The organism is Haladaptatus sp. SPP-AMP-3 (genome assembly GCF_049568665.1).
Classification (GTDB): Archaea; Halobacteriota; Halobacteria; order Halobacteriales; family Haladaptataceae; genus Haladaptatus; species Haladaptatus paucihalophilus.
Genome location: NZ_CP145898.1, coordinates 78,531 through 103,741, shown reverse-complemented (window position 1 = coordinate 103,741; position 25,211 = coordinate 78,531). Strand labels below are relative to the sequence as shown.

At 64.7% G+C, this 25,211-nt stretch carries 26 protein-coding genes; 8 read left to right on the top strand and 18 right to left on the bottom strand.

From position 1 onward, the window contains the following. Positions 1–5: 5 nt before the first annotated feature. From V5735_RS17120 to V5735_RS17110, 3 genes are all read right to left on the bottom strand, one after another. Positions 6–1,274, bottom strand: coding sequence for an MFS transporter (locus tag V5735_RS17120; protein ID WP_423746316.1), 1,269 nt, complete (start codon positions 1,272–1,274; stop codon positions 6–8). 19 nt (positions 1,275–1,293) lie between these two features. Next, the gene (locus V5735_RS17115; RefSeq protein WP_423746315.1) at positions 1,294–2,400 is read right to left on the bottom strand and encodes an MBL fold metallo-hydrolase; all 1,107 of its coding nucleotides are present in this window, start codon (positions 2,398–2,400) and stop codon (positions 1,294–1,296) included. Positions 2,401–2,502: 102 nt separating this feature from the next. After that, entirely contained in the window at positions 2,503–2,685 is a 183-nt protein-coding gene (locus tag V5735_RS17110) for a hypothetical protein (protein ID WP_423746314.1), read from the bottom strand. 166 nt (positions 2,686–2,851) lie between these two features. Between V5735_RS17110 and V5735_RS17105 the strand changes: the two genes are divergently transcribed. Beyond that, positions 2,852–3,244, top strand: a complete 393-nt coding sequence (locus V5735_RS17105) for a DUF302 domain-containing protein (RefSeq protein WP_423746313.1) — start codon at positions 2,852–2,854, stop codon at positions 3,242–3,244. Here the strand turns inward: V5735_RS17105 and hemG are convergent, their stop codons facing one another. The 5 genes from hemG to V5735_RS17080 form a co-directional block, all read right to left on the bottom strand. Continuing rightward, positions 3,245–3,784 (bottom strand): menaquinone-dependent protoporphyrinogen IX dehydrogenase, encoded by a 540-nt coding sequence (gene hemG, locus V5735_RS17100; RefSeq protein ID WP_423746312.1) that lies wholly within the window; start codon positions 3,782–3,784, stop codon positions 3,245–3,247. It abuts the gene before it with no gap. A gap of 137 nt (positions 3,785–3,921) precedes the next feature. Further along, positions 3,922–5,307 (bottom strand): sulfatase-like hydrolase/transferase, encoded by a 1,386-nt coding sequence (locus V5735_RS17095; protein WP_423746311.1) that lies wholly within the window; start codon positions 5,305–5,307, stop codon positions 3,922–3,924. 173 nt (positions 5,308–5,480) lie between these two features. Beyond that, a complete protein-coding gene (locus tag V5735_RS17090) occupies positions 5,481–6,812 on the bottom strand; it encodes a tryptophanase (protein WP_423746310.1) in 1,332 nt (443 codons plus the stop codon). A 445-nt stretch (positions 6,813–7,257) separates the two neighbouring features. Continuing rightward, positions 7,258–8,493: an ABC transporter permease gene (locus V5735_RS17085; protein WP_423746309.1), complete on the bottom strand. Its 1,236-nt coding sequence runs from the start codon at positions 8,491–8,493 to the stop codon at positions 7,258–7,260. 12 nt (positions 8,494–8,505) lie between these two features. Beyond that, positions 8,506–9,255, bottom strand: coding sequence for an ABC transporter ATP-binding protein (locus tag V5735_RS17080; protein WP_423746308.1), 750 nt, complete (start codon positions 9,253–9,255; stop codon positions 8,506–8,508). Between the two features lie 90 nt (positions 9,256–9,345). On the opposite strand from V5735_RS17080, the gene V5735_RS17075 reads away from it, so the two are divergent. Then, a complete protein-coding gene (locus V5735_RS17075; RefSeq protein ID WP_423746307.1) occupies positions 9,346–9,942 on the top strand; it encodes a pyridoxamine 5'-phosphate oxidase family protein in 597 nt (198 codons plus the stop codon). Between the two features lie 84 nt (positions 9,943–10,026). Next, positions 10,027–11,256, top strand: a complete 1,230-nt coding sequence (locus tag V5735_RS17070) for a M20 family metallo-hydrolase (RefSeq protein ID WP_423746306.1) — start codon at positions 10,027–10,029, stop codon at positions 11,254–11,256. Between the two features lie 73 nt (positions 11,257–11,329). Here V5735_RS17070 and V5735_RS17065 read toward each other — a convergent pair whose 3' ends face one another. Then, the gene (locus V5735_RS17065; RefSeq protein WP_423746305.1) at positions 11,330–12,031 is read right to left on the bottom strand and encodes a DUF502 domain-containing protein; all 702 of its coding nucleotides are present in this window, start codon (positions 12,029–12,031) and stop codon (positions 11,330–11,332) included. Positions 12,032–12,146: 115 nt separating this feature from the next. Between V5735_RS17065 and V5735_RS17060 the strand changes: the two genes are divergently transcribed. Next, on the top strand, positions 12,147–12,818 hold the full coding sequence (locus V5735_RS17060) for a helix-turn-helix domain-containing protein (RefSeq protein WP_423746304.1): 672 nt from the start codon (positions 12,147–12,149) through the stop codon (positions 12,816–12,818). A gap of 40 nt (positions 12,819–12,858) precedes the next feature. Here the strand turns inward: V5735_RS17060 and V5735_RS17055 are convergent, their stop codons facing one another. From V5735_RS17055 to V5735_RS17040, 4 genes are read right to left on the bottom strand one after another with little or no spacing between them, the layout of a single operon-like run. Then, positions 12,859–14,004, bottom strand: coding sequence for an AI-2E family transporter (locus V5735_RS17055; protein WP_423746303.1), 1,146 nt, complete (start codon positions 14,002–14,004; stop codon positions 12,859–12,861). A gap of 55 nt (positions 14,005–14,059) precedes the next feature. Further along, positions 14,060–14,239 carry a hypothetical protein gene (locus V5735_RS17050; RefSeq protein ID WP_423746302.1) on the bottom strand — a complete coding sequence of 60 codons (180 nt, stop codon included), beginning with the start codon at positions 14,237–14,239 and terminating at the stop codon, positions 14,060–14,062. 58 nt (positions 14,240–14,297) lie between these two features. After that, positions 14,298–16,019 (bottom strand): SulP family inorganic anion transporter, encoded by a 1,722-nt coding sequence (locus V5735_RS17045; RefSeq protein ID WP_423746301.1) that lies wholly within the window; start codon positions 16,017–16,019, stop codon positions 14,298–14,300. A 3-nt stretch (positions 16,020–16,022) separates the two neighbouring features. Further along, on the bottom strand, positions 16,023–16,982 hold the full coding sequence (locus tag V5735_RS17040; protein WP_423746300.1) for a PrsW family intramembrane metalloprotease: 960 nt from the start codon (positions 16,980–16,982) through the stop codon (positions 16,023–16,025). Between the two features lie 105 nt (positions 16,983–17,087). Between V5735_RS17040 and V5735_RS17035 the strand changes: the two genes are divergently transcribed. The 4 genes from V5735_RS17035 (at position 17,088) to V5735_RS17020 (ending at position 20,252) form a co-directional block, all read left to right on the top strand. Continuing rightward, on the top strand, positions 17,088–17,234 hold the full coding sequence (locus V5735_RS17035) for a hypothetical protein (protein WP_423746299.1): 147 nt from the start codon (positions 17,088–17,090) through the stop codon (positions 17,232–17,234). Positions 17,235–17,347: 113 nt separating this feature from the next. Then, positions 17,348–18,166 carry a hypothetical protein gene (locus tag V5735_RS17030; protein WP_423746298.1) on the top strand — a complete coding sequence of 273 codons (819 nt, stop codon included), beginning with the start codon at positions 17,348–17,350 and terminating at the stop codon, positions 18,164–18,166. Between the two features lie 109 nt (positions 18,167–18,275). Further along, positions 18,276–19,460, top strand: coding sequence for a galactokinase (locus tag V5735_RS17025; protein WP_423746297.1), 1,185 nt, complete (start codon positions 18,276–18,278; stop codon positions 19,458–19,460). Positions 19,461–19,595: 135 nt separating this feature from the next. Next, the gene (locus tag V5735_RS17020) at positions 19,596–20,252 is read left to right on the top strand and encodes an O-methyltransferase (RefSeq protein WP_423746390.1); all 657 of its coding nucleotides are present in this window, start codon (positions 19,596–19,598) and stop codon (positions 20,250–20,252) included. Positions 20,253–20,281: 29 nt separating this feature from the next. On the opposite strand, the gene hflX is transcribed toward V5735_RS17020, so the two are convergent. The 5 genes from hflX to V5735_RS16995 all read right to left on the bottom strand — a co-directional run bounded on the left by hflX (position 20,282) and on the right by V5735_RS16995 (position 25,095). After that, on the bottom strand, positions 20,282–21,574 hold the full coding sequence (gene hflX, locus V5735_RS17015; protein WP_423746296.1) for a GTPase HflX: 1,293 nt from the start codon (positions 21,572–21,574) through the stop codon (positions 20,282–20,284). A gap of 382 nt (positions 21,575–21,956) precedes the next feature. Further along, positions 21,957–22,751 (bottom strand): creatininase family protein, encoded by a 795-nt coding sequence (locus tag V5735_RS17010; protein ID WP_423746295.1) that lies wholly within the window; start codon positions 22,749–22,751, stop codon positions 21,957–21,959. Positions 22,752–22,806: 55 nt separating this feature from the next. Further along, positions 22,807–24,105, bottom strand: coding sequence for a PQQ-binding-like beta-propeller repeat protein (locus V5735_RS17005; protein WP_423746294.1), 1,299 nt, complete (start codon positions 24,103–24,105; stop codon positions 22,807–22,809). A gap of 36 nt (positions 24,106–24,141) precedes the next feature. After that, positions 24,142–24,669, bottom strand: coding sequence for an amino acid permease (locus tag V5735_RS17000; protein WP_423746293.1), 528 nt, complete (start codon positions 24,667–24,669; stop codon positions 24,142–24,144). Between the two features lie 21 nt (positions 24,670–24,690). Further along, complete coding sequence (locus tag V5735_RS16995; RefSeq protein WP_423746292.1) at positions 24,691–25,095, bottom strand: hypothetical protein; 405 nt, start codon at positions 25,093–25,095, stop codon at positions 24,691–24,693. Positions 25,096–25,211 lie beyond the last annotated feature (116 nt).

The following is a 25,211-nucleotide window of genomic DNA, read 5'->3' as shown; positions in this document are numbered from 1 at the left end:
GGCGTTCAGTCCTCCGAAACCGAATTCCGTTCGGCGGGGTTCGGGCGGTCGTACTCGCCCAGCGTCGGGTGCGTTTCCCGCATCATCGTGAGAACGACGACGCCCGATGCGACCATCACACCCGCTGTCGCGTAGAACGCGGCTTCGATGGTAGCGACGTCGGCGAGCAGACCGACGACGACCGCGCCGACCGCGTATCCGGCGTCGCGCCACATCCGATACACGCCGAGTCCGGTCGCCCGCCACGAGGGGCGGGCCGCGTCCCCGACGACGGTGATGAGGTTCGGGTACAACAGCGCCATGCCGAGCCCCGTCACGGCCGCCGTGACGAGCCACGCGGAGAACCCGGAGACGAGGACGGTCGCCAGCACCCCCAGACCGGCGACGAACATGCCCGCGATGACCGGCGGGCGGCGGCCGATTTCGTCCGCGAGGCGGCCGGTTCCGAGTTGCAGGACGCCCCAGACGCCGCCGTAGACGCCGACGACGAGGCCGATTTGGGAGACGGACAGTCCGGATTTGCTCAGATAGAGGGGGAACGCTATCCAGACGAGCACGTCCACGAACTTCTCCACGTGCCCCGCCTGTGCCGCCGCGAACAGCGTCCGGTCGCCGTAGGTCGCCCGCTTGACGACTTCCGAAAAGGACAACTCCTCGTCGTCCTCCCCGTCCGCCTCCGTCTGCGCGTACGGAAGCGTCTCCTCGACGAAGAGCAGGGAGACGAGCGTGGCGAGAACGACGACGCCGAGCAGGACGTAAAACGGCTCCGGCCGAAGCCCGTACTGGGCGGCGATGACGCCGGTCACCCACGACCCGACCGCGACGCCGCCGTACCCGAACGCCTCGTCCAGTCCGACGGCGAGACCGCGGGCGTCGCTCCCCGCGAGGTCGATTTTCGCGTTGACGCTCATGCTCCAGGCGAGTCCTTGGTTCACGCCGAGGAGCACGTTCGCGCCGGTAATCCACCACCAGTTCGGCGCGTAGATGAGGACGAACGGAATCGGCAGCGCGACCAGCCAGCCGACGATGAGCACGCGCCGCCGACCGAACTCCTCGGCCCACTTTCCGCCGTAGAGGTTCAACAGCGCCTTGACGACGCCGAAGCTGACGACGAACGACCCGATGACGAGGATGGACTCGACGCCGAGCACGTCGCGGCCGAGGACCGGCACGACGGTTCGCTCGGAACCGATGGTGAGACCGACGGCGAAGACGACGAACAGTTGGAGCGCGAACTGCTGCCAGTTTCGTCGAATGCCTTGAACGTGGCTCATCGTGAGTGGGGTGTGATGTTCAGTTCGATGCGCAGTTGTTGGGGCCGAGTTCGAGCGTCTCGGCTTCCGCGGTGGCCTGTTCCTTGCCCGTGTTCACGCGCTTGATACGGTTGTAGTTCGCGGGCGTGTCGGGGAGGTCTTCGAGGATGGTGTCCACGAACTCGGACTTCGTGTCCACGCCGAAGAGACCGTTGTTCGCTTCGAGTTCGCCGATGGTCGCAGCGAGCGGGCGCATCTCCTCGTCGCTGAAGTGGCCGGGGAGGGCGACCGTCCCGTCGGGGAGGTCGGCGAGGCGGTCCAGACTGTCGAACAGGAGCGTCGCGCCCTCGCGGGCGACGTCGCTGCCGCCTTCGAGGTCCGGTCGGCCGACGCTTCGAACGAACAGCGTGTCGCCGGTTAGGGCGGCGTCGCCGACGCGGAAGGAGATGCTACCGCGGGTATGACCCGGCGTGAACAACACGTCCACGTCGCGCTCCCCGACGGCGATTTCGTCGCCGTCTTCGACGGCGGTGTAGCGGTCGAGTTCGCGGGCGTCCTTCTCGTGGAGGTAGTACGGAACGTCCTCCGCCGCCGCGAGGTCACGGCCGCCGCTGATGTGGTCCGCGTGGGCGTGCGTGTCGGCGACGGCGACGATTTCGAGGTCGCGCGATTCGGCGAGATTCTGGTACACTTGGACGTGCTGACCTGGGTCGACGACGAGCGCCTCGTCCCCGTCTTGGACGACGTAGGAGAGACAGCCTGTTCCGGGTCGGACGATTTGCGTGACGCCATCGACGTCCGGAACGTCGTAGGCCTGATACACCATCGCCCAGCCGCGCATGCCGCCTCGCATCGACTTCGCGTCGTAGCCGTTGTTGCGAAGCACCTGTGCGGCCCGCTGGGAGACGACGCCAGCCACGCAGACGGTGGCGACTTCGGCGTCCTCCGGAACGTCGTCGAGCGAATGTTCGAGTCCGAGGGTGTTGCCGCCGGACAACTGGTCATAAACGGGAACGTTGTGGCTTCCGTCGATGTTCCACTCCTCGTACTCGTCCTCGTTGCGAACGTCGAGGACGTAGAGGTCTTCATCACCGTCCCGCAACCGCGCGGCTACTTCCGTCGGGCTGATGTCTGTATTGCTCGACATACACAATACTATGAAAGAGAGTCGTGATAAACCTGTGGATTCCCGATTTCGTCGTCCGTAGCGTATGACGGTCCAAAAATCAGCCGTTCCGTGTCCGTCGGCTCAGTCGTCCGTTCGGGACGCGGAGCCAACCGCGTCCTGAATCTTTCGTCCGACCCGTTTCACGAGCCAGACGTACTCCTCGACCGGGGAGGTGCGACAGCTCGGCCCGTCGTCCACGTCGCACGCCTCGCCGGACTCGTTCCGTTCGGCCATCGTGCGTTCCGGCGTCGTTCGGTCGGTCATGGTTCGAACACCGTTCGACGGACATCGCCGAAATACTGCGACGCGATTCGGCGATGACGGTCGTACCAGTAAGTAGGTGCCGCAGCCACTTGTATTGTTTGCCAGCCACAATACAGACTGGGCGAAACCTCAACCATTAACATCCTTCGCGGCGAACCGTCAGCCGATGACCTACTACGACAAACGGCACGTGGAGGGCGAGTTCGATGCGGTCGTGGAGCGAACGACCGAGGCGCTCGGAGACGAAGGGTTCGGCGTCCTCTCCGACATCGACGTGAGCGACGCGTTCGCCAAAAAGCTCGACATCGAGGACTACCCGAACTACCGGATTCTCGGGGCCTGTAACCCGCCGCTCGCGAAGCAGGGACTCGACGCGGAGGAGAACCTCGGCGTCCTGCTCCCCTGCAACGTCGCCGTCTACGAAACCGACGAGGGCGTCGTCGTCAGTATGGTGGACCCCGAGGCGATGCTCTCGGTCGTGGATAACGCCGAAATGGACGACATCGCGGACGAGGTGCAAGCGCGCTTCGACCGAGTGTTGGAATCGCTCGGCGAGTAGTCACGTCAGCGACTCCGCGAAGTCGGCCGTGAACCCCTCGACTTCGTTCCAGTCGGTGTATTCGTAATCGTGAGCGGTGTCCGTATCGCCGCCCATCCGCTTTGCTATCTGTTTCATCACGAACCGCTTGAGCGTCCCGTACTGGCTGTATTTGAGCGCGCCGGGGACGACGGCCGTCTCGTCCGGGTTCCACCCGGTTTCGGAGAGAAACTCGGAAACGTACTCGCGGGCATGCTCCCACCCCTCCTCGGACCCCTCGGCGGCGGCGAGGCTCACAGAGAAGAAGGCCGACGGAAGCCGATTCAACTCGTCGGCGTGCGCTTTGACGTACTTTCGCACGTACTTCTGGTGTTTGCCCATGTGTACCGACGCGCCGACGACGACGGCGTCGTAGTCCATCAGGTCGAACGATTCCGGTCGATGTCTGATGTGGACGACGGCCGGGTCGTGGCCCGACGTTTCGAGCACCTCGGCGACCCGTTCGGCCACCGTCGCGGCCTGCCCCTCGGTCGAACCGTAGAGCACGAGTACCCGCGCCATCAGTTTCCGCCCCCGTTCGAATACGTACGTTCGTCACTCGAAATGGATTGCACTGTCTGTCCCCCGCACGTCCGTTCGACGGCATCGCCTAAAATTGTATTCCGAGGCGGTCGGTATCCGAGGGGGCCGAAAGTAGTTCACTGATAGCCCAGCGCTTTCAACCGGTCCGTGACGGCGGACGGCGGCGCTTCACCTTCGTTCTCGTCGTTCTCGTCGGTTTCGACGCTCGAGGACGCCATCGCGTCGATTCGCTTCTCCACCGCTTCGTGGAGGTAGTCGGGAACGCGGATGTCGTCGCCAGCGCCGTCCAGCAGATTTTCGGTTTCCGACGGGTCTGCGGTTCGGTCGTACAGTTCACGCGCTTCCGATTCGGTGTGATAGATGTACGACCACTCGCGCGTTCTGGCGCTGACGAGGAGTTCCCCGTCGTCCAATCGGCGCGGAATCGGTTGATAGGTGACGCTCGGTCCGCGCACCGCGACGGACGTGACGGGCGACGGGTCGGGAGTTCCGTCGAGCAGGCTCTCGCCGTCGAACTCGTGTTCGACGCCCATCGCGTCGCAAACGGTCGGCGGAATCGCGTCGAGGCCGACGGCCCGCTCGACGGTTTCCGCGTCCCCGTCGGGATTCGAGACGACGAGTGGGACGTGTGTCAACTCCTCGTAAAGTTTCGGGTAATGCGCGAGGTGACCGTGTTCCATGAACTCCTCGCCGTGGTCGCCCGCGAAGAGGAGGCAGGCGTCGTCCCGGAATCCCTCCCCGGACAGCGCGGAGATGACGCGGCCGACGCTCTCGTCCACCTGCCGAATCGTGGCGCGGTAGAGCGACCGGAGGTTGTCGAGCGTGTCGCTCCCGACTTCCTTGCCGAGACCCGCTTGGGCGTGCGCCCTGAGCATCTTCAGCGTCCCGACGTTGGCACCCGTCTCGTCGCGGACGAACTTCGGCGCGGGGACGTAGGGCGTGTGAACGTCCATGTAGTGCACCCAGAGGAAGAAGGGCGGCTCCGCCCGTTCGATGAAGTCGATGGCGTGTTCCTCCACGTCCTTCATTCGGGAGACGTTCCGCGCGCCGCCGTCGCGGCCGAGGAGACGGCGAAACGGCGACGCTGCGACCTGCAGCCACGCTTGGACGGTCGGGTGGGCGGTGAGATACTTGCTGTAGAACGCGTCATTCGTGCTCGACGTGAACGTCTCGAACGTCTCGAATCCGCGGTCGTACCCCCAGTGGTCGGTCAGAAATCCGTTCGCGCCGTTGAATCCCGCCGTGGTGATTCCGGCGTCGCGGAGCGTTTCGGCGAGCGTCGGGCGGTCTGGCAGACCGATGTCCCGCGAATCGGTGAAGACGTCTCCCCCGCCGAGAATCGACGGGAAGGAAAAGGGCGTCCAGTTGCCGTGCGCGAAGGCGTTCTCGAAGGACGTTCCGTGCGTTGCGAGGTCGGCAATCGTGCCGTCGTCGGGCAGTGCGTCCGCTCGGAGCGAATCGACGGTGAACAGGACCGTTATCGGTGTGGCGTTCGTGCTCATTCTGTCGGGGGGGGGTGCTGGTTCGCTAGTTGAGAGTTCGCCACGGAGCTAAAATACCTTGCTAGAGCGTAGCCCGGAAGGACATATAGCACTCAATAGTTCTCCGTAGATGTTTCGTTGACACGACGACCAGTCGAACGGTTCGAAAGCGGCAAAAAACCGTCGCCTCGCCGCTACTCGACGGGTTCGAGTTTCGCGCTGAAGTGGCGAAGCTCCTCCATCGGCGGTTCCCAGACGATTTCGAGGCCGGAGAGTTCGTCGCGCCGTTCACCGACTTTCTCGAATGTTTCCGCGATGTGCTCCAGATGCTCGCGGAAGTAGGTTCGGCGGGGCAGACAGAGCCGAACGAGTTGCGGGCGGTCCTCGCCGGGGAACGCGAACTCGCCGAGTTCGACGGCGCGGACGCCGCCCTCGCGGTAGAGTTCGCCGACCAGCACTTGGCCGGGGAACTGCTCGCGGGGGATGTTCGGCAGGAACTCCTCCGCCTTCACGTACACCGCGTGGCCGCCGGTCGGCGCGTAAATCGGGACGTCGGCGTCGAGGAGGAGGTCGCCCAGTTCCGACACCTGTTCGACGCGGGATTCGATGTAGGGTTGCGTGACCGCCTCGCGGAGGCCGACCGCCATGGCCTCCAAGTCGCGCCCGGAGAGGCCGCCGTACGTCGAAAAGCCTTCGTAGAGGATACCGCGCTGTTTGGCGTGTTCGAACAATTCGTCGTCGCGCACGCCGACGAAGCCGCCGATGTTGGAGAGCGCGTCCTTCTTCCCGCTCATGACGATGGCGTCGGCGTAGGAGAGTTCCTCGCGGGCGATGGCGGCGACGCTCGACCCTTCGAACTCCGCTTCGCGCTGTTGGACGAAGTAGGCGTTCTCGGCGAACCGGCAGGCGTCGATGACGAACGTGGCGTCGATTTCGTCGGCCACCTCGCGCGCCTCGCGGAGGTTCTGAACGCTCACGGGTTGGCCCGCCATCGAGTTGTTCGTGATGGTGACGACGAGCGCGGGGATGTTCTCGGCACCCACCTCGTCCGCCAGTTCGCGGACCTTTTCGGGGTCGAGGTTGCCCTGAAACGGGTCGTCCGGCGCGGCATCGATAGGGCAATCGACGGGTTGTCCGCCGTTGTTGACGACGTGCGCCCGCGTCGTGTCGAAGTGGGTGTTGTTCGGAACGTAGTCGCCTTCGGAGACGAGGACGCCGTAGAGGACGTTCTCCGCACCGCGGCCCTGATGGGCGGGAACGACGTTCTCGAAGCCCATCACGTCGGCGACGCTCTCCTGCAGACGTTTGAAACTGTCACTGCCAGCGTAGGCTTCGTCGCCGCGCATCATCGCGGCCCACTGTTCGTCGCTCATCGTGCCCGTCCCGCTGTCGGTCAGCAGGTCGATGAACACGTCCTCGGAGTCGAGATTGAAGACGTTGTAACCGGCTTCTTCGATGTTGGTTTCGCGCTCGTCGCGGTCGGGGAGGTGAATCGGTTCGACGACTTTGGCCCGGTAGGCTCGCATAGTCAGAATGGGGACGGTCGAGGACTTAACCCTGCTGTGAAAGCATCGGAGGAAAACGAGCGTTTCCGGGGGTCAGCGACCGAATTTGCTCATCGGTCGTACGGGTAGTCCATCTGTGTCTCTATGGTTTCTCGAGTCCCCGAATCAGTCAGGTCTTCGACCGATTTTGGCCCGGGGTCGATGCCCGACGTGAGTACGGCGGAAGGGTTACGTCGTCACCGCAAATTCGAATGGATTTTGATGAGGTCACCTCGCGGGGGACGTCCTCCGCGAGTCTTCATCGCAAAATTTTCGCTAAAAGCATCTCCGTCGTGAGAACGGTGCTCGGACGCTGACGAACTGACGACGAGAGTCGGAACCGGAGCGTCACGTCGGAACCGACGGGGACGTACTACGGGAACCAATTCTACGTTTCCGGCGACGGCTATCCGTACGGGTTCGGAGTTCACTCGTAACGAAGCGCGTCGATGGGGTCCACCCGCGCGGCGTTCCACGCGGGGTAGAGGCCCGTCACCACGCCGACGAGGAGGCCGACGCCGATGGCGACGGGGACCACCTCGTACGCGAAGACGAGGGGAAGCCCGACGTACCGGGTGGCGGCGTATCCGCCGAGGGCGCCGAGCGCGACGCCGAAGACGGACCCGATGACGCCGAGCAGGACCGCCTGCATCAAAAACAACTGGAGGACGTCGGTGTTCTGCGCACCGACGGCTTTCATGATGCCGATTTCGCGGGTCCGCTCGGTCACGCTCACCAGCATGATGTTGGCGATGCCGATGGCCGCGACGACGAGCGAGATGACCGCGATGCTCGTGATGAACGTCGTCAGCGTCGTGAGCACGTCTTTCACGCGATTCACGAGGTCCCGGTCGGTTCGCACCCGGATGGCGTACTCGTCGGGCGTGAGTCGGGCCGCGTCGGAGTTCGAACGGAGGTAGGCTTTCACCGCCCGCTTGCTCTCCGGAATCGTCCCGTGGTTTTCGGCAACGACCGTGACCAGCGGATAGACGCGCTGGGTGGACCCTTGCGTCGGACTCTCGACCGTCGAGCCGTAGAACGGGTCCGTCGGGACGTACACCTGCGGGAGCGACCCGCCGCTGTCGAACTGGCCGTTTCCGCTCGACCGCTTGAGAACTCCGGCGACGCGTGCGGTTTCGGTGCCCCCGTCCGCCGTTCGAATACCGATGCGGTCGCCGACCGAGAGTCGGTCGTCGAATAGGCGGGCCGCCGCCGGGTTCAGGACGACTTCACGTTTTCCCTGCTCGAACGACTCGCCGCGGGCGAACGTCCGGGTTCGAAACTGGTCGGGCGTGGTGGCGACGATGCCGTTCTGGCTCACCGTCTGCCCGCCGTGAGTGAGTGCGATGACGGGGAGCACGCCGCGCGGGACGACGGTCGCCACGCCGTCGATACCGCGGAGTCGGGCGATGTCGTGTGCGGTGAACACCGGTTGCGCGCCGAACCCGGGTTGGCCGCCGGGCGGACCGGCCCAGACGTACATGTTCGGCGCGTGGCCGCCGGTGAACTCCCGGAGGATATCGACGCGGAGGCTGGTTCCGAGCGTGACGAGCGTGATGACGGCGGCGACGCCGATGACGACGCCGACCGTCGACAGCGAGGAGCGAACGCGGTGGCTCCGAATCGCCCTGAGGCTCATCCGAAGCGTTTCGCTGAACTCCACGGCCCACCTCCGCTATCGCCGTCCCTCGACCCGACGCTGTGAGTCGATTTTCTCGACGCGCTCGACGGTCCCGTCGAGGATGTGAACGACGCGCTCCGCGTGTTCCGCGATGTGGCGCTCGTGGGTCACCATCAACACGGTGTTGCCCTCGTCGTTGAGTTCCTCGAACAGTCCCATGATCTGGTCGCCGGTCTCGGTGTCGAGGTTGCCGGTCGGTTCGTCGGCGAGGATGATGGCGGGGTCGTTCGCCAACGCGCGGGCGATGGCCACGCGCTGGCGTTGCCCGCCCGAGAGCTCGTTCGGTCGGTGGTCCTCCCGACCCCGGAGGCCGACGCGATAGAGGAGCTCGTCGGCGCGCTCCCGTCGGTCGGCACGCGAAACCCCCTGAAAGACGAGCGGGAGCGCGACGTTCTCGCGGGCGGTCAGGCGCGGCATCAAATTGAAGGTCTGGAAGACGAAGCCTATCTCCTGTCCGCGAACCCTCGTTCGCTCCGTATTGGACAGGTCGGTGACGTCACGACCGTTGATGTGAATCGTCCCCTCTGTCGGCGTGTCGAGACAGCCGATGAGGTTGAGCAGGGTGCTCTTTCCCGACCCACTCGGTCCCATCACCGCCGTGTACGACCCCCGTGGAATCGACAGGTTCACCCCGTCGAGCGCGTGAACCGGCTCGCCGAGGAAGTACGTTTTGCGAACGTCGGTCAGTGTCACCGCGTCTCTCGGCCCCTCGTCGGAACCCGTCCCCGAGTGGCTTGCTGCCATAGGAAGCGTTAGCATCCCGACAGTCTAAACCCTACTCCATACCACGAACGGCGGGGAACGGAAAAATAACGCCGGTCCGGGGTTACACTCATGATTCCCGATTCGGAACGGGGTCGGTCGGAGCAAAAGCAGACGGCCGGAGCAACCGGTCGGTCGAGGCGAGACCGGACGGACGAGGGGAAAGCGGACAGAGCGTATTCGGTCATCGGGGACGACTATCCCCTCGGTGTATGTTCCATGACCGAACTCTCCGGCGTCTGGTCGAAAGACGAAATCGTCGCGTTCTTCGACCGGACGACCGTTCCGCTTCGACTCGCCTGCAACACGCCGTCGGGACGCCTCTGGGTGGTGTCGCTGTGGTACGTCTTCGAGGACGATACCCTGCGCTGTGCCACCGGTGCGAACGCCGATATCGTCGGCCTGCTCCGGAACGATTCGACCGTCGCGTTCGAAATATCGACGAACGACCCGCCGTACAGCGGGGTGCGCGGCAACGGCACCACGAGCGTGGAACCGGACCCCGAAAAGGACCTGCTCCGGGAGTTGCTGCGTCGGTATCTCGGCGGGACCGACTCCCGACTGGCCCGGCGATTGTTGTCCGACGACCGGACGGAGGTGACCATCCGAATCGAACCGGACCGCCTCCACAGTTGGGATTTCACGCAGCGAATGGCGGACGCATCGTAGAATGGCGCGGCGGAGGTTCGGGGATTGCGGCAGGCCGTACCGACCACCCCCACATTCTTCCCTCCCGTCGCCGACAGCGAACCCATGGAGATAGACAGGGAGCGATTGCGGACCGATATCGAGACGACCGGTGAGTTCGGCGCGCTGGAAGACGAAGAGCACGGTCGAACCGTCCTCACGGGGACGGAAGCGAACAGACGGGCACGCGAGTACTTCGTGGAGCGACTGGAAGACGCCGGATTGGACGTTCGCGTGGATGCGGTCGGCAACATCGCGGGACGGTGGACGCCCGAGAGCGCGGACCCTGACGCGGCCGCGGTCGCCGCCGGGAGCCACCTCGATTCGGTCCCGGAGGGCGGCATCTTCGACGGGCCGCTCGGCGTCTACTCCGCGCTGGAAGCGGTTCGGGCGATGCAGGACGTCGGTATCGAGCCGAACCGACCGGTCGAAGTCGTCTCGTTCACCGAGGAGGAGGGCCAGCGGTTCGCAAGCGGCCTGCTCGGGTCCTCCGTCGCGGTCGGGGAGCGGTCGGTGGCGGACGCGCTCGCGCTGACGGACGGCCGAACGACCTTGGCGGACGCGCTCGAATCCATGGGATTCCGGGGCGAGGGGCGACTCGACGCGAGCGAGTGGGATTCGTGGCTGGAACTGCACGTCGAACAGAGCAGACGCCTCGAACGGGCCGACATTCCGGTCGGTCTCGTCACGACGATTACGGGAATCACGCACTGCGACGTGACGGTTCGCGGCGAAGCGAACCACGCGGGAGCCACGCCGATGGACGAGCGGACCGACGCGCTGGCCGCGGCGAGCGAGTTCGTTCGGGACGTGGAGCGGGGAGCCACGGAAATCGGTGAGACGACGGTCGGTACCGTCGGCAAACTCGACGTGCGGCCGAACGCGACGAACGTCGTCCCCGGCACGGTCGAGATGAGCGTCGATATCCGCGACGTGAGCTACGACGCGATGAACGAACTCGTCTCACGGGCGGAGGAATCGCTGTCGCGGCTCGAAGCCGAACGAGGCGTGGAGACGACCCTTTCGCGCGGGTTCGACCTCGAGCCGACGGAAATGAGCGAGCGCTGTCGGCGAGCGGTGAACGAGGCGGGCGAAAACGCGGGTATCGAGACGCTCGACCTGCACTCGGGCGCGGCCCACGACACGATGTACATCGCGGGGGTGACCGACGCCGCGATGCTGTTCGCGCCGTCCCGCGACGGAATCTCACACAATCCCGGCGAGTGGACGGCGTGGGAGGACTGTGCGACGGCGACGCGGGCGCTCGCCGAGGGGCTCGCGTCGCTGGCGCGCTGAGTGGGGGGAGTCAGAACGGGAACGGAGCAGGGATCGGGGACGAGGACGAAAAGGAGTAGCGCGGGAGAGCGACTCAGTTCTGATATCGAAGCACGTCTTGGCCGGTCAGCTTTCGGAGTTGGTCCTCGCTGAGACCGCCGGTGTCGGAATCCATCTCGTCGAGACCGACGCCGCTGGTGACGATGGCGCGGAACGCCACTTCGAGCGGAACGTCGATGTCCACGAGGTCGTCCGACGGAACGTTGACCACGAAGCCGCCCATGACCGGGTTCGGAGCCATCGGAAGGAAGACGGTCGTCATGTCCGTCTCGCCGACCGCGTTCGTGACCTCCTCGGGCGTCTCCGCCGTCACGAACGCGAACGTATAGGTGTCGTCGGTCGGGAATTCGAGCAGCTTCACGTCGCGGAAGTGGTCCTCGTCGCTCTCTATCATCGCGTCGCCCATCCGACGGAAGCTCCGATAGATGGTTCCGAATCCGGGAATTTGGCTGATGGCGTAATCGAAGTTATCGATGGCGTGCTCGCCGAACGGGGAGTGGGCGACGAACCCGACCAGCAGAACCAGCAGGAAAACGCCCCCCGTAGCGATGCCGCCGAGGACGAGTACCGAATCGACCGGAACGAACGAGAGGAGCGGCAACAGCATATTTCTGACAAATTTGAGTAAGACGACGACGACGTACAACGTGATGAGGAGGGGAACGACGACGGTGACGCCCGTGAGCGTCGTCTCGCGGAGCTTCCCTACGACCGACAGATCGTCCGTGGAATTCATCGTTCAGCACACGAGAGCGGGAGATAAAGAGCGTACCGGCCGCATACGCAAGCAATCGAACTGCTTGCACAGGCCGCCAGCAGAGTAATCCATTGGAAGCCCCTAGCCTCACCCCATGAGTACCATCGCCGTCGTGCGGGTACCCGCTTCGGAGTTCGCACTGGAGGCGACGCTCGAAAGGGTTCCGGGGGTTTCCTTCGAAGTCGAGCGCGTCGTCGCGCCCGAATCGGAGCGGGTGATGCCGTACATTTGGGCGACGGCCGACCCGGACCAGTTCGACGCCCTCCAAGCCGCGCTCGAAGACGACCCGACCACGGAGGACGTGGAACTGCTCGTCGATTTGGACGAGGAGTGGCTGTTCCGCATGACGTGGATAGGGAAAACCCAGTTCGTCATCCACGTTCTCGTGGACGAAAGCGGAACGATCATCGACGCGACGGGGACGGACGACGAGTGGCAACTCCGAATCCTGTTCCCCTCCCGCGACGCGCTCGGGGCGACGTACGAATACTGCGAGGAGCACGGCATTCCGCTCACGATCGAACATATATACCAACTCGACCAGTCGCCCAAGCGAGGGAAGTACGGACTCACCGAGGAGCAGTACGAGACGCTCATCACGGCGTTGGAGGGGGGTTATTACGACATCCCGCGCGACATCTCGGGGACGGAACTGGCCGCGGACCTCGGCATCTCGCACCAAGCGCTGTCCGAACGGCTCCGGCGCGCGTACGCGAACCTGCTCTCAAACGCGCTCGTCGTCGGGGAGAACGAACTGGGCGAGTAGACGTCTCGTCGCCATCCGAGGCGCATTCCGCTTTCGACCGTCACTCCGAGCGGTCGTCGGCCGGAGTCGGGTCGGCGTCGGAGCGGTCGTCGTGGGGGACGTCGTCGGTTTCGACCGGGTTCCGACCGAGCAGACCGGGGAACACGACCCAGAGGAACTGCACCGTGACGACCATGATGAACGGCCCGAGGAAGATGCCGTACCAGCCGAACACCGGCGGACCGAGCAGGTAGGCGAACATGATGAGGCCGGTGGGAAACAGCCGACCGGAGAGTATCGGACGAATGTAGGTTCGGACGGCGTTATCGAACGCTAACTCCATGATGGCGAGGAACAGGACCGGAAACCACAGCAAAACGGGGTCGGTCCGAAGCGCGACGAAAGCGAGGTAGAACACCACCACGAAGTAGACGATGGACCGACCGACGAGCGGGACGATGGTGGCGAGCCCCGTCGCGATGGCCACGAGCATCGTCTGTGGAATCGCCATGCCCGGCGGCGCGACGATGTTCAACAGGGTGTAGATGACGGCGGAGAGGACGATGATGACGAAGATGGTCAGCGTGTAGCCGAAGAAGACGGAGTTCAGCCCGCGGTCCACCGCGTACAGGTACTCGCCCGTCCGCGTTTCCTCGTCCGCGACGGTCCGCCGGAACCAGCCCGCGATTTTCCGCTCGTCGCGGACGAGGAAGAAGACGAAGATGAGCGTGAGAAACAGGTTGTACGATTGGGTCGCGAACGCCCCGACGAGGCCGCGAAACTGGAAGAGAAACGAGCGGATAGAGGGGTTTCGAAGCAGCTTCGTGACCGAATCGTACAATCGCTCGGGCGTCGTCGGAATCGCTCGGAAATCGAAGCCGGGAAAGAGCGTCCGAACGAGGCGCTCGACGTCGGCGACTCGAACCGTCGAGAGTTGCCCGAACGCGATGACCGCGACGGTACCCAGAAGCGCGATGAACGGGAGGACGATGACCGCCAGCGTGACCGACGCCGCGATGCCCGGCGGGAGCCCGAAGCCCACCAGCCGTCTGGCGATGGGACGGGCGACGTAGTAGAGGAAGACGCCGAACACGAGCCAGCCGAGATACGTATCGAGCGACGTGACGAGGACGAGGGCGAGAGAGGCCGCGAACAGCCACCAGCCGAGTTCGTTCCTACTCGGGCCGTCGTCGCGTCCGAATTTCATAGCATTTCCCGTGATTGGGACGAGATACATCAAGTAGCGTGATAATTTGATGGGGTCAGTCCGACCCGTCGTCGGTGGCGAGTATCGGAAGCAGAAGGCTGCCTCCCACCGCGAACAGACCGATGAGAAGGCCACCGAGGGCGAATGTCTGAGAGTTACCCGTGGGAAGCGTGAGCCAGATAGCAAACAGCACGAGCAAGATGGAAAAGAGGAGCATATCGGTCGTTCCGCTCATAGGGATTCTTTCCGTTAATTCGCCATATCTATTTCGAAATATCACGTCGGGACGGCGATTACCGCTCTCGCTTCCACTCTTCTATGACGGTCACGACGCGTTCGTTGAGGGGCATGTCGTCGAACGGCCCCGCCGCGGCGGCGGCGGTGAGAACGTCCCGGACCGCGCCGTCGGCCTCGGCCAATCGGGAGTCGATGCCGCGTTCGTCGAGGTCCTCGGCCAGCGAGGCGAGCATGTCGGCGGCGGTGAGGTCGATGGTGGGCGAGGACCGCATGTCGAAGACGACGAGGGAGACGGGCGTCTCGCGGTCGTCCACGGCGTCGATGACCTCCGCGCGGATGGTCGGCGCGTTGGCGAAGAACAGCTCGGCGTCGACGCGGTAGACGAGCACCCCGGGAACGCGCTCGCTTTCGGGGTGGCGCGACAGGTCGCCGAACTCGTCGGACCCCGGAAGGCGACCTAACGTGGCCGTGTTGGGGTACGTCGCCCGCGCCACGACGACCAGGAGCGAGACGAACACGCCGATGAACACGCCCGCGAGCATCCCGAAGAAGAGGACGCCGAGAAAGGCGGACGCCGCCGTCACGAACTCCAGTTTGTCGAGGCGGTAGATGCGGCGGAGTTCGGGCACGTCGACGAGGCCCGCGACGGCGACGATGACCACCGCCGCCAACACCGTTTCGGGTAGCGTCGTGAACAGGTCGGTGAAAAAGACGAGGACGAGCGCGAGGACGACGGCGGAGACGCCGCTCACGAGTTGCGTTTCGCCCCCGATTTCGTCGTTGAGGGCGCTTCTGGACATGCTGCCGCCGACCACGAAGCCGTGACCGAGACCCGCCGCGATGTTCGTGAGGCCGTCGGCGAGCAGTTCCTGGTCGGCATCGACCCGCTGGTCGTGTCGCCGGGCGAACGTCTCGACGGCACCCATTCCCTCGACGTAGGAGAGCAAGAAGAGCGCGAACGCGACCGGAACGAGGTCCGGAAGCGTGCCGGGCGGCGGCGTCGGTAGCGAAATCGGCGGCAGTCCGCTCGGAATCCGTCCGACGACCGTGACCCCGCGCCGCTGGAGGTCGGTCACGGCGATTAGTCCGGTGGCGAGGAGCACGACGAGGAGGGCGGTGGGAACGCGCTTCGCGTAGCGTTCGCCGAGGGCGAGCAGAACGAGCGCGCCCAGTCCGATACCGAGCGTCGGGAGATTGGTCGCGCCGAGGTGGGTCAGGACGAAGCCGACGCGCTCGAAAAAGGTGCCGCTGGCACCCGAAATCCCGAACAGTTTGTCGAGTTGCGTGGCGGTGATGTACAGCGCCGCGCCCGCCGAAAAGCCGGTCAGAACGGACTCGGAGATGAAGTTCACGACGAATCCGAGCCGGAACAGCCACGCGAGAACCGAGATGACTCCGACGAGCACCGTCGTCGCCCCGATGAGCGTCGCGTATTCGGTCGGCGACCCGCCGACGGCCACGGACCCGACCCCCGTCGCGACCAGCACGGCGAGCGCGGAGGTGGGGCCGTAGATGACCTGCTGGGAGGTGCCGACGAACACGTAGACGACGAGGGCGAGCAATCCCGCGTACAGACCGGTTTCGGGCGGGAGTCCGGCCAGCGACGCGTAGGCCATCCCCTCGGGCAGGACCGCGGCGGCGACGGTGATGCCCGCGAGAACGTCGGCAGGGAGCCACGACCGGTCGTATCGGGGGAGCCAGTCCGCGATGGGAAGGACGGTTTTGACGGGACCGTTTCGACCGTCGTCCGTGGGGTCCGATTCCATTCGGTCACTCACCGATTACGACGGGGTTCGCTCCGGGTGCTCCGTCGCCTCCCGATACTTGTGCCGATAGGCCGCTATTTTCCGGTAGAGCAGTGCGAGGAAGAACCCGTCGTACACGACGACGAAGGCGATGAACGCCACCCCGGAGAGCGGCAGATACGTCACCAGCGCGTCGTAAGTCGCGTGGATGAGAACGGCGATGAGGAGGCCCTTCACCACGATGGGACCGCGGTTTTCTGGATTCCCCTTCGCCAAGCCGAGGTAGTAACCCGCAAACGAGGCGTAGATGACGTGCCCCGGTCCGACGAACGACCGCTGTGCGGCGGTGCCGACGGCGATGCTGGCGAGCCTCGACATCGGGAGTCGTCCCGCCGTGAACAGCGCGTTCGTGATGTACGTGAAGTTCTCGATGGTGGCGAAGCCGAGTCCGGCGAACGCGCCGAACACCGCGCCGTCGATGGCCGCACCGAGGTACGGCGTCCGATAGGCGTACAGTCGGGAGGCGAGCCATTTCGAGGTCTCCTCGACCGGGCCGACCACGACGTAGAAGAAGGCGACCGTTCCGACGACCGGAATCAGTTGGAAGACGGGTTGCAAGGTCGTATTGAGCAGGGCGGCGAACCCGGCGAACAGCACGCCCAGAAGGAACGTCACCGCCAGCGGCGCAAGGGGTTCGCGCTGCACGTCGTCGCCGTACCAGATGAGCGCGGCGAGCACGAACGCCGGGATGACCGACAGGAACGTCAACACGCCAAGCGCCGGTTGCAGGAAGAGGATGAATCCGGTCGCGGCGAGTTGCGCGACGAACAGCAACACCGCGAGCGCGACGAACACCCGCCGCCAGTTGTCCGTGAGGCCGCGGTAGATGGCCACCGCCGCCCGGTCGGTTCGCGTGCGTTCCTCCCACGTCGTCACGTCGTAGAGGTCCTCCTCCCCAAGCGACGTTTCTATCACGTCGTCCTCGCTCCCACCCATACTCCGTACACGTGACGGTTCGTCATAACGATTGGTGGCGAAACGGGTCCGCACGGACGAGCGAGCCCACCAGGTTTATTCTCGCGCTCGTCGTCCCACGTTGCCATGGCACTCCTCTCGACCGAAGAAGCCGACGTGCCGACGCAACCGTCCGAAACCGGACGGGAGGGCGTGAAGACGGTCGCGCTGTGGATACTGCTCGTCGTCGTGTTTTTCATCCTCACGAGAGGGAGACGCGGGCGTCGGCCGTAAGTCATCAAACGGACTGGTCGGTGGAAAACAATTATTTCCGTTCCAAACGTCGCGTACCGTATGCGCCCTCCAGCGCGGAACGAACGTCCCGGTCGTACCGGCGGTGGTCACGCGTGAGTTTCGGCGACTACCTCTCGAACGGATTCGACCGCCTCAAAACGCTGTTACCGCTGGCGCTCGTCCCGCTGTGTGCGACGTTTCTCCACCTCGACAACGTCCGAAGGGCGACGGGTTTCACCGGCTATCACTTGGGGGCGACCTTCCGCTTTCCGACGGCGATTCCGACGTTCTGGACGTTCGTGAGCCTCCCGAATCAGGGGGTCGGCGTCTACGTCTCGCCGACGGTGTACTTCGCGCCGGTCACCATCGTCGTCGAGAGCGTCCTCGCGGCGGGCTATCTGGGGAGCGTCCGCGACGCCATCGAAACCGGACGCTACGACTTCGCCCGGAACGCGAAGGAGTACTTCGTCCCCATGCTCGGCTACACGCTCCTCGTGTGGGCCGTCCTGCTGTTGGCGTTCGGCGTGGGAGTGGCGTTCGCGCCGCTGCTCTTCGTCGCGCTTCCCGTGATGTTGATACTCAGCTACCTGTTCTACGGCACGCCGTTCCTCGTCGTCGTGGACGACTGCTCGCTGGGGGAGGCGCTCCGGCGGAGCAACGACCTCGCCGTCGGCGGTTCGGACGCCGACACGACCTACGGTTCGTTCGGCGTCGGCTACCTCGTTTTCGTGTTCGTGGCGTCACTGGTCGGAACGCTGTTTATCAATCTAGGGGTTCTCGGCATCGTCACCGGCGCGGTTCTCTCGGCACCCGTCGCGCTCGCGCTGACGGCGACGACCGTCGAATTCTTCGTCGACCTCCGGGGGCCGAACCGCGAACCCACCGACGACCCACCCACCGACCGCCCGCCGACCGAGCGGTTCGATTACTGACCACTTCGTCGGCGAGTCTCGGCCCTTATCACCGTCGCTACCGAACGGGCGGGCATGAACGATGCAGTCGGAAACGACCGGCGTCCCTCAGACCGGAGGTCGGTGACGGATGAGAAGTAGCGAACCGGCCGACCTCGCCGAGGTCGTGACCGAGCGGTTCGGCGGCGACGGGGCGGACGTGACGGTGGCGTCGGCCCCCGGCCGGGTCAACCTCATCGGCGGGCACACGGATTACAACGACGGCTTCGTCCTCCCCGTCGCCATCGACCGCCGGACCGCGGTCGCCGCCAGACCCCGCACCGACCGCACCGTCCAGGTGTTTTCGACGAACGTCGGCGAGACGCGAACGTTCTCGCTCGACTCGCCCGCGACCGAGGAATCGTCGTGGGTCGGCTACGTCGAAGGAGTCGCTCGGTCGCTGGCCGACGAAGCGCCGTCCCCCGTTTCTGGCCTCGACCTCGCGGTACGCGGCGACGTGCCGATGGGGGGCGGGCTATCCTCGTCCGCGTCGCTCGAACTGGCGGCCGCGACCGCGCTGAACGAAACGTGGACGCTCGGCCACGACCGGACGGAGCTCGCGGACCGCTGTTGGCGGGTCGAACGCGAGTTCGTCGGCGTCGAGTGCGGCATCATGGACCAGTTCGTGGTCGCGCTCGGAGAACCGGACCGGGCGCTGTTTCTCGACTGCCGGACGCGGGAGTACGAACGGTATCCCCTCGACGAGGACGTTCGGGTCGTCGTGACGAACACGAACGTCGAACACGAGTTGGTCGATTCGGCGTACAACGAGCGAGTCGCGCAGTGTCGGGAGGGCGTCGAACTGCTCGCCGAGTCGCCGTCGAACGACGTGAACGCGCTCCGGGACGTGTCCGTGGCCGAGTTCGAAGAGAGAGCGGAAACGCTCCCGGAAACGGTGCGAGACCGCTGTGAACACGTCGTCCGCGAGAACGAACGAGTGAAGACGGCCGCGAACGCCCTCGAAACCGGCGACATGGAGCGCATCGGGGCGTTGATGGGAGCGTCCCACCGAAGCCTCCGCGATTCGTACGAAGTCAGTTGCGAGGAGCTTGATTTCGTGGTCGAAACCGCCGAATCGGTCGACGCCGAACTCGGGTCGCGCATGACCGGGGCCGGATTCGGCGGTTGTGTCGTGAGCCTCGTCCGGGCGGATTCGGTCGAATCGTTCGCGGAGACGGTTCGAGCGGCGTACGCCGCGGAGACCGGCATCGAACCCGACATCTTCCCGTGTGCGGTTGGTGACGGCGCGGGGGTCGAGAACAGGCCGTCGGAGTGACGGGTGTCGGACGATTGGCGATAGCCGACGACGGCGGCGACGAGTGACGGGCGGCAGATGGCGGATGGCAGATTGCGGTTTGACTCGTCGTCCGTGCCCATGAGAACTATCTTCCCGCCGAGCGTAGCCGGGAACATGACGGAGATACTGCCGGACGAGACGAAGCGCTTCCTTCGTGCCGCAATCGCCGACCCCGACGAGACGCTACAAGAGATGGAAGAGCGCGGCGAGGACTTCCCGACCGTCGGGCGCGACGTGGGGCAGTTCCTGCGGTTGCTCGCGTACGCCGTGGACGCGGAGCGAATCTTCGAGTTCGGGTCCGGGTTCGGCTACTCCGCCTACTGGTTCGCCGAGGCGCTTCCCGAGGACGGCGAAATCGTCCTCACGGAGTTCGACGACGACGAACTCCGCGAGGCGCGCGACTACCTCGAACGCGGCGGGTTCGCGGACCGCGCCGTCTTCGAGAACGGCGACGCGAACGAAATCGTCGAGCGTCACGACGGTCCCTTCGACGTGGTGCTCATCGACCACAATAAGGACGGCTACCCCGAAGCGTGGGAGTCGATTCGTGAAAAAGTCGCACCCGGCGGCGTCGTCATCGCCGACAACGCGATGGTCAGCGGGATACAGGACTTCGACGCGATTCTCGCGGCCATCGAAGGCGAGGACCCCGAGATGGACGCCGAAACCCGCGGAATCGCGGAGTACCTGCTGGCGGTGCGCGACGACCGGGATTTCGAAACCTCGGTCGTCCCGCTCGGCGAGGGTATCGCGGTGAGCTATCGGCGCTGAAACGCGAGCGGTTCGGGTTCGGCGCGTTCCTACGTGTCGGTCGCCGAAACCTCGTTCGCCTTCGCTCTCGCGCGTTCGACGACCGACGGACGCCCGCGTATCGTCGCCGAGACGGTTCCGTCCGCGTAATCGACGCGCTCGACCGTCACGCGGTCGTGGAGCCACGACACGACGGACATCGCGTCGGAACAGTTCGGCATCGTCAGGTCCGCCGTGGCGGTCGGGAGACGTTCGTACAGCACGTCGGTCAGTTGGTCCACGTTCGTGCCGTCCGTGACGCTGATGGGAATCGGCATGGGAGCCAGCTCGGAAACCGCTTCGAGGCGCTCTTCTCGCTCGTCCTCGTCGAGCAGGTCGATTTTGTTGAGCGCCACGATGACGGACTCGGATTCGACGCCTTGGGACGACAGGACGTCGAGCGAGACGCGGAGTTTCGACCGAAGGTCCGAAAGGGGGTCGCTCCCGTCCGCGACGAGGACGACGATATCGGCGGCCGCCGCCTCGGAGAGGGTGTCGCTGAACGATTTCACGAGCCAGTGTGGGAGTTCCTGCACGAAGCCGACCGTATCGGTCACGAGGACCGGCCGACCGTCGATTGTCGTCCGCCGCGTCGTGGTTTCGAGCGTCTTGAACAGGCGGTCCTCTATCGCCGCCGTCGCGTTCTTATCCGAGTGGTTCGGCTCGGCGCTCGACAGGTCGAGTTCGTCCGCGAGACGATGCAGCAGGGTCGATTTCCCGGCGTTCGTGTACCCCGCGATGGTCACGAGGTCGAAACCCTGCTCCCGACGCCGCTCGCGGAATCGTTCCGCCGGACTCGGCAGTTCGTCGAGTTTCCGTTCGAGTTCCCGAATGCGTTTTTCGGCGTCGTGGACGCGCGTTCCCGTCTCCAGCATGATGTTCATGCGTTGCGGGTCGGACTCGGCCTCGATACGCGGGAGTTCGTACTTCAGACGCGCGAGTTCGACCTGCAACTGCGCCGGTTTGGTGCTCGCCTGCTCGCCGAAGATTTCGAGGATGAGGCGGTATCGGTCGTAGAGTCGCGTTTCGTCGGGAAGGGCGTCCCGGAGTTGCTTCGTCTGTCCGGGCGTGAGTTCGTCGTCGACGACGACGAGGCGAGCGCCGGTGTCGGCCGCGGCGTCCGTGAGTTCCTCGACTTTCCCGGTTCCGAGATACGTTCCGGGGTCTTCCGCGCGGGTTTGCGTCACTTCGCCGACGACCTCGTACCCCGCCGCGGAGACGAGGGCGGTGATTTCGTCGGTTTCGACCGGCGCGCTGTCGGCGCGTTTGGCGACGAGTGCTGGTGGTGTTGAACTATCTGTCATGTCGTGGGATGGCTGCTACAGGTTGGGTGGCGATACCGACCGCTCACGAGTCCGAGCGCCGTTCGAGCGACACGCGAACTCGAAATTCGACGGAAGCCGCGCTCACGGAGGTCCGTCGGGACCTCGGGAACCGAGCGCCGACTCAGAAGAGGAAAAGGGTCTCCATGTCGTGTTCTACACTGCATCCGCTCGGAATAAAAAGGTTAGTGCAAAATGATATCATTTATCATGGTCCGACGCCGCGAGCACACAGTGCGCGGGGCTTCGCGACTGAACGATGGTTACTGATATATATTATTATCTACTAATTAATACTGAATTCTACTATTTGTCATCGAAAAATACTGAACAGTGTCTGTCAGCGACTGTAGTCAACTATCGACTATCGCCGACTGCCGGGTTGCGGGTCCACGTGCGGTTTCGCCATCAGGTCTGAGAACCGCGCGTCGTCGAGCCAATCGAGCAGTTGAACCAACTGCTCCGTCGCCGCCTCGAAGATTTCTTCGCCCTTTTCGGGTGTCGCGTCGGTCTGGTCGCCGAAGACGCCGTTTTCGCTGTTGTCGATGGCGTCGTAGTAGTTCCGCGCGCCATGAATCGTGGGGGTACCATCGCGCATGTCGCGGAGGCCGCCGTCGCGGGCCGCTTCCAGTTTGTCCTCGCGCACGAGTTCCGGCGCGATATGCATGATCATCGCCGTCTCCTTCGGGCCGCCGTGCGGGCCGTTGTGTTCGAAGATGCTGCTGACGAGGTCGGGAATCGACTCGTCCCACATCCACTCGACGGCGAAGGCCGCCTCGTCCTCGCGCAAGCGGCGACCGACTTCGCGGAGGTGTTGCATGTTGCCGCCGTGGGCGTTGACGTAGACGATGCGGTCGATGCCGTGGTACGTGAGGTTGCGCGAAAAACTCTCGACGTAATCGCGGAACTGCGGCGGGTCCACCGACATCGTTCCGTGAAACTGCATGTGGTGCGTGCTGACGCCGACGTTGATGGTCGGCGTGCAGAGGTAGCCCGCGCGGTCCGCCGCCTCGCGGGCCAGCGCCTCCGCGATGAGGTGGTCGGTCGCGAGCGGCAGGTGCGGGCCGTGCTGTTCGGTCGAACCGAGCGGAACGACGGCGACGGACTCTTCGGCCACGTAATCCCCGAGTTCGGGCCACGTCTGGTCGGCGAGGTACATGCGTGTGGGAGGGTGCCGCGGGAGCATAAATTTCAGCCCCGCGGAAAATACGTGGTCAATCCAGACAGTGACCGGCGAGCGAGAATCCGCACGATTCGAACGCGTACACGATGTCGGAATTGGCGGTGACGACCGCGAGGCCGTCCGAGAGCGCGACAGATGACCGGAGACCCATCCCGCTTTCGATGCCGCCGAACGCCAGTTCCTCGCCGGTCTCCGGGTCCAAAACGGCGATTCCGTCGTTCGACCGATTCGTCACGACGCCCGCGTAAATCGCCTCGTCCGTGATGGCGGGCGTCGATCGCTCGACCCCCGACGGGTAGCTGCGTCGCCACAGTTCATCGCCCGTCGCCGCGTCCAACGCGACGAAGTTCCGGAGGTTTTCGCTGAAATACACTCTCCCGCCCGCAACCCCCAGTCGGCGGCCGAGTCGCGTTCCGCGGCCGGAAACCCGCCACTGCTCGTCGCCCGTCTCCGCGTCCAGCGCGACGACGAACGCCCCCTCGCCGTCGTCAGATTCCGCCGAAACGTAGACGCGACCGTCGGCGAACACGGGGGGACCGTTGGCCGCTAGCTCTTTCTTCCACAGCATATGTCCCGATTTTCCGTTCAGCGCGACGACGCCGTAGTCCAGCGCGGCGAGGTAGACGACGCCCCTCGCGTACGCTGGCGGGAAGGTCCACCCCCGTCCGTCGGTTTGCGGAACGTGTTTCCAGACGACCTTCCCGGACGAGTCGTCGATGGCGTACAGCGCCTCCGTCGCCTTCGGGCCGTCGGAATCGGCCGTGACGCTCGCCGTCGGCGCGTAGACGAATCCGTCGGTAACGACCGGATGGGCCGACCGCAAACCGCCGTTGGTGGGTCCGCCGTGCATCGGGACGTGCCAGCGCTCCTCCCCGTCGGTGGGCAGACTGTGGAGGCCGTCGAAACACTGGAGGTAGAGGTTTCCGTTCGCGTAGACGACGGAATCGCGGTACACATCGTTGACCGTATCGAGCGTTCCCTTCCCGGTTGCGACCGTGAAATCGTCTTTCGTCTCTCCGGTATCGATATCGAGGACGCGGATACCGACGTTCGTGGGACCGTCCGAATACTCGTCGTTGCCGTAGCCGACGTACACCGAATCGTCCGCGAGGACGGGCGAGGAGACGTTGTAGGTTTCGGGAATGCGGGCCGACCACTTCACCACGGGGTTCGACTTCGGCCCGCGATGCCGCGGGGCGTCGCCGCTGTTTCGCACGTCGTAGCCAGCGCGGGGCCAGTCGCCTCGAATCGAATCGTCGCCGGTACACCCGGCGAGGAGACCGACCGAACCGGTGCCGACGGCGGCGAGCACGTCACGTCTGGAGGGCATTTGACGGAAGACGCGGGACGGGTCGCATAAGTTTTCTTATCGGCAGGAGGGGCGAACCGACGTATCGCCGTTTCCGTGTCCGAAGGGCGACGAGGAGGTCCTCGACCACTCCGGACTCGTGGACGCCAAAGAGGTTGAGTCCGACGAAGCCAACGATGACGAGAAACGAAAGGACCGGGCGCGACGGAAGGCCGAGGAACGGGAGTCGGACGACGTCGAAGATGGCACCGAAATACGCGCCGAACGCGTAGGCGTACATCGCCATCGTGCCGACGTAGCCGACCGCAGCGTCCAGCCGACCATTCCGGCCAGCGTCGGCCGGTGAAGGAAGGTCTCGATGAAGGCGACCGCACCGCCGGACGCTTCGGTCGCCGAAGCCAGGTCGTCGAGTTTGACGTACGAATAGCCGGTCGCCATGACGACGATACCGGCGACGAGACAGACGACCCACGCGGTCGGCCCCGAAACCCGTGCCACGACGCCCGGTGCGGCGAAGATTCCCCCGCCGATGATTCCGCCGAGGGCGAACGAGACCGCTTCCGTGAGGCCCAGCCGTTCCGTCACGATTCGTCGGAGGAGGTAACGCTACTCACCGGATTCCTCCCGTCGTCGCGTTCGATAGAGCGTGTAAATAACGTACGCCGCGATGAGCGTGACGAGGGCGCCAGCGATGCCGTCGCTCCAGAGAACGGCGTCCGAGACGAGGGTGGAGACGAGCGAGATGCCGAGGACGACGAACCCTAACAGGGCGATCATCCACTCGCTGACGAACGAGAGCGCCCGGTTTCGCAACAGTCCGACGACGTACAATCCCGCAAACAGGACGATAGCAACTCCCAGCAACGCGTGGTCCGGGACGCGAAACTCCGAACTGAGCGTAAGCGGCGAGAACGTAATCCACACGCCGAGGAGAACGAGAACGCCGTGCAACCAGATGAGTCTCCGGCGTTCGGATTTTTCGAGTTGCGGAGTTACTGATGCAACACCCATCGTGGTCCCCCGTTTCCAGAGTATGGCGACGGCGGCGAGCACAATAAGCGTACACCACGGTCCGAGACGGAATCCGGTTTCGAACGATAGCCGAGAAACGGACGATTTCGAGCGGG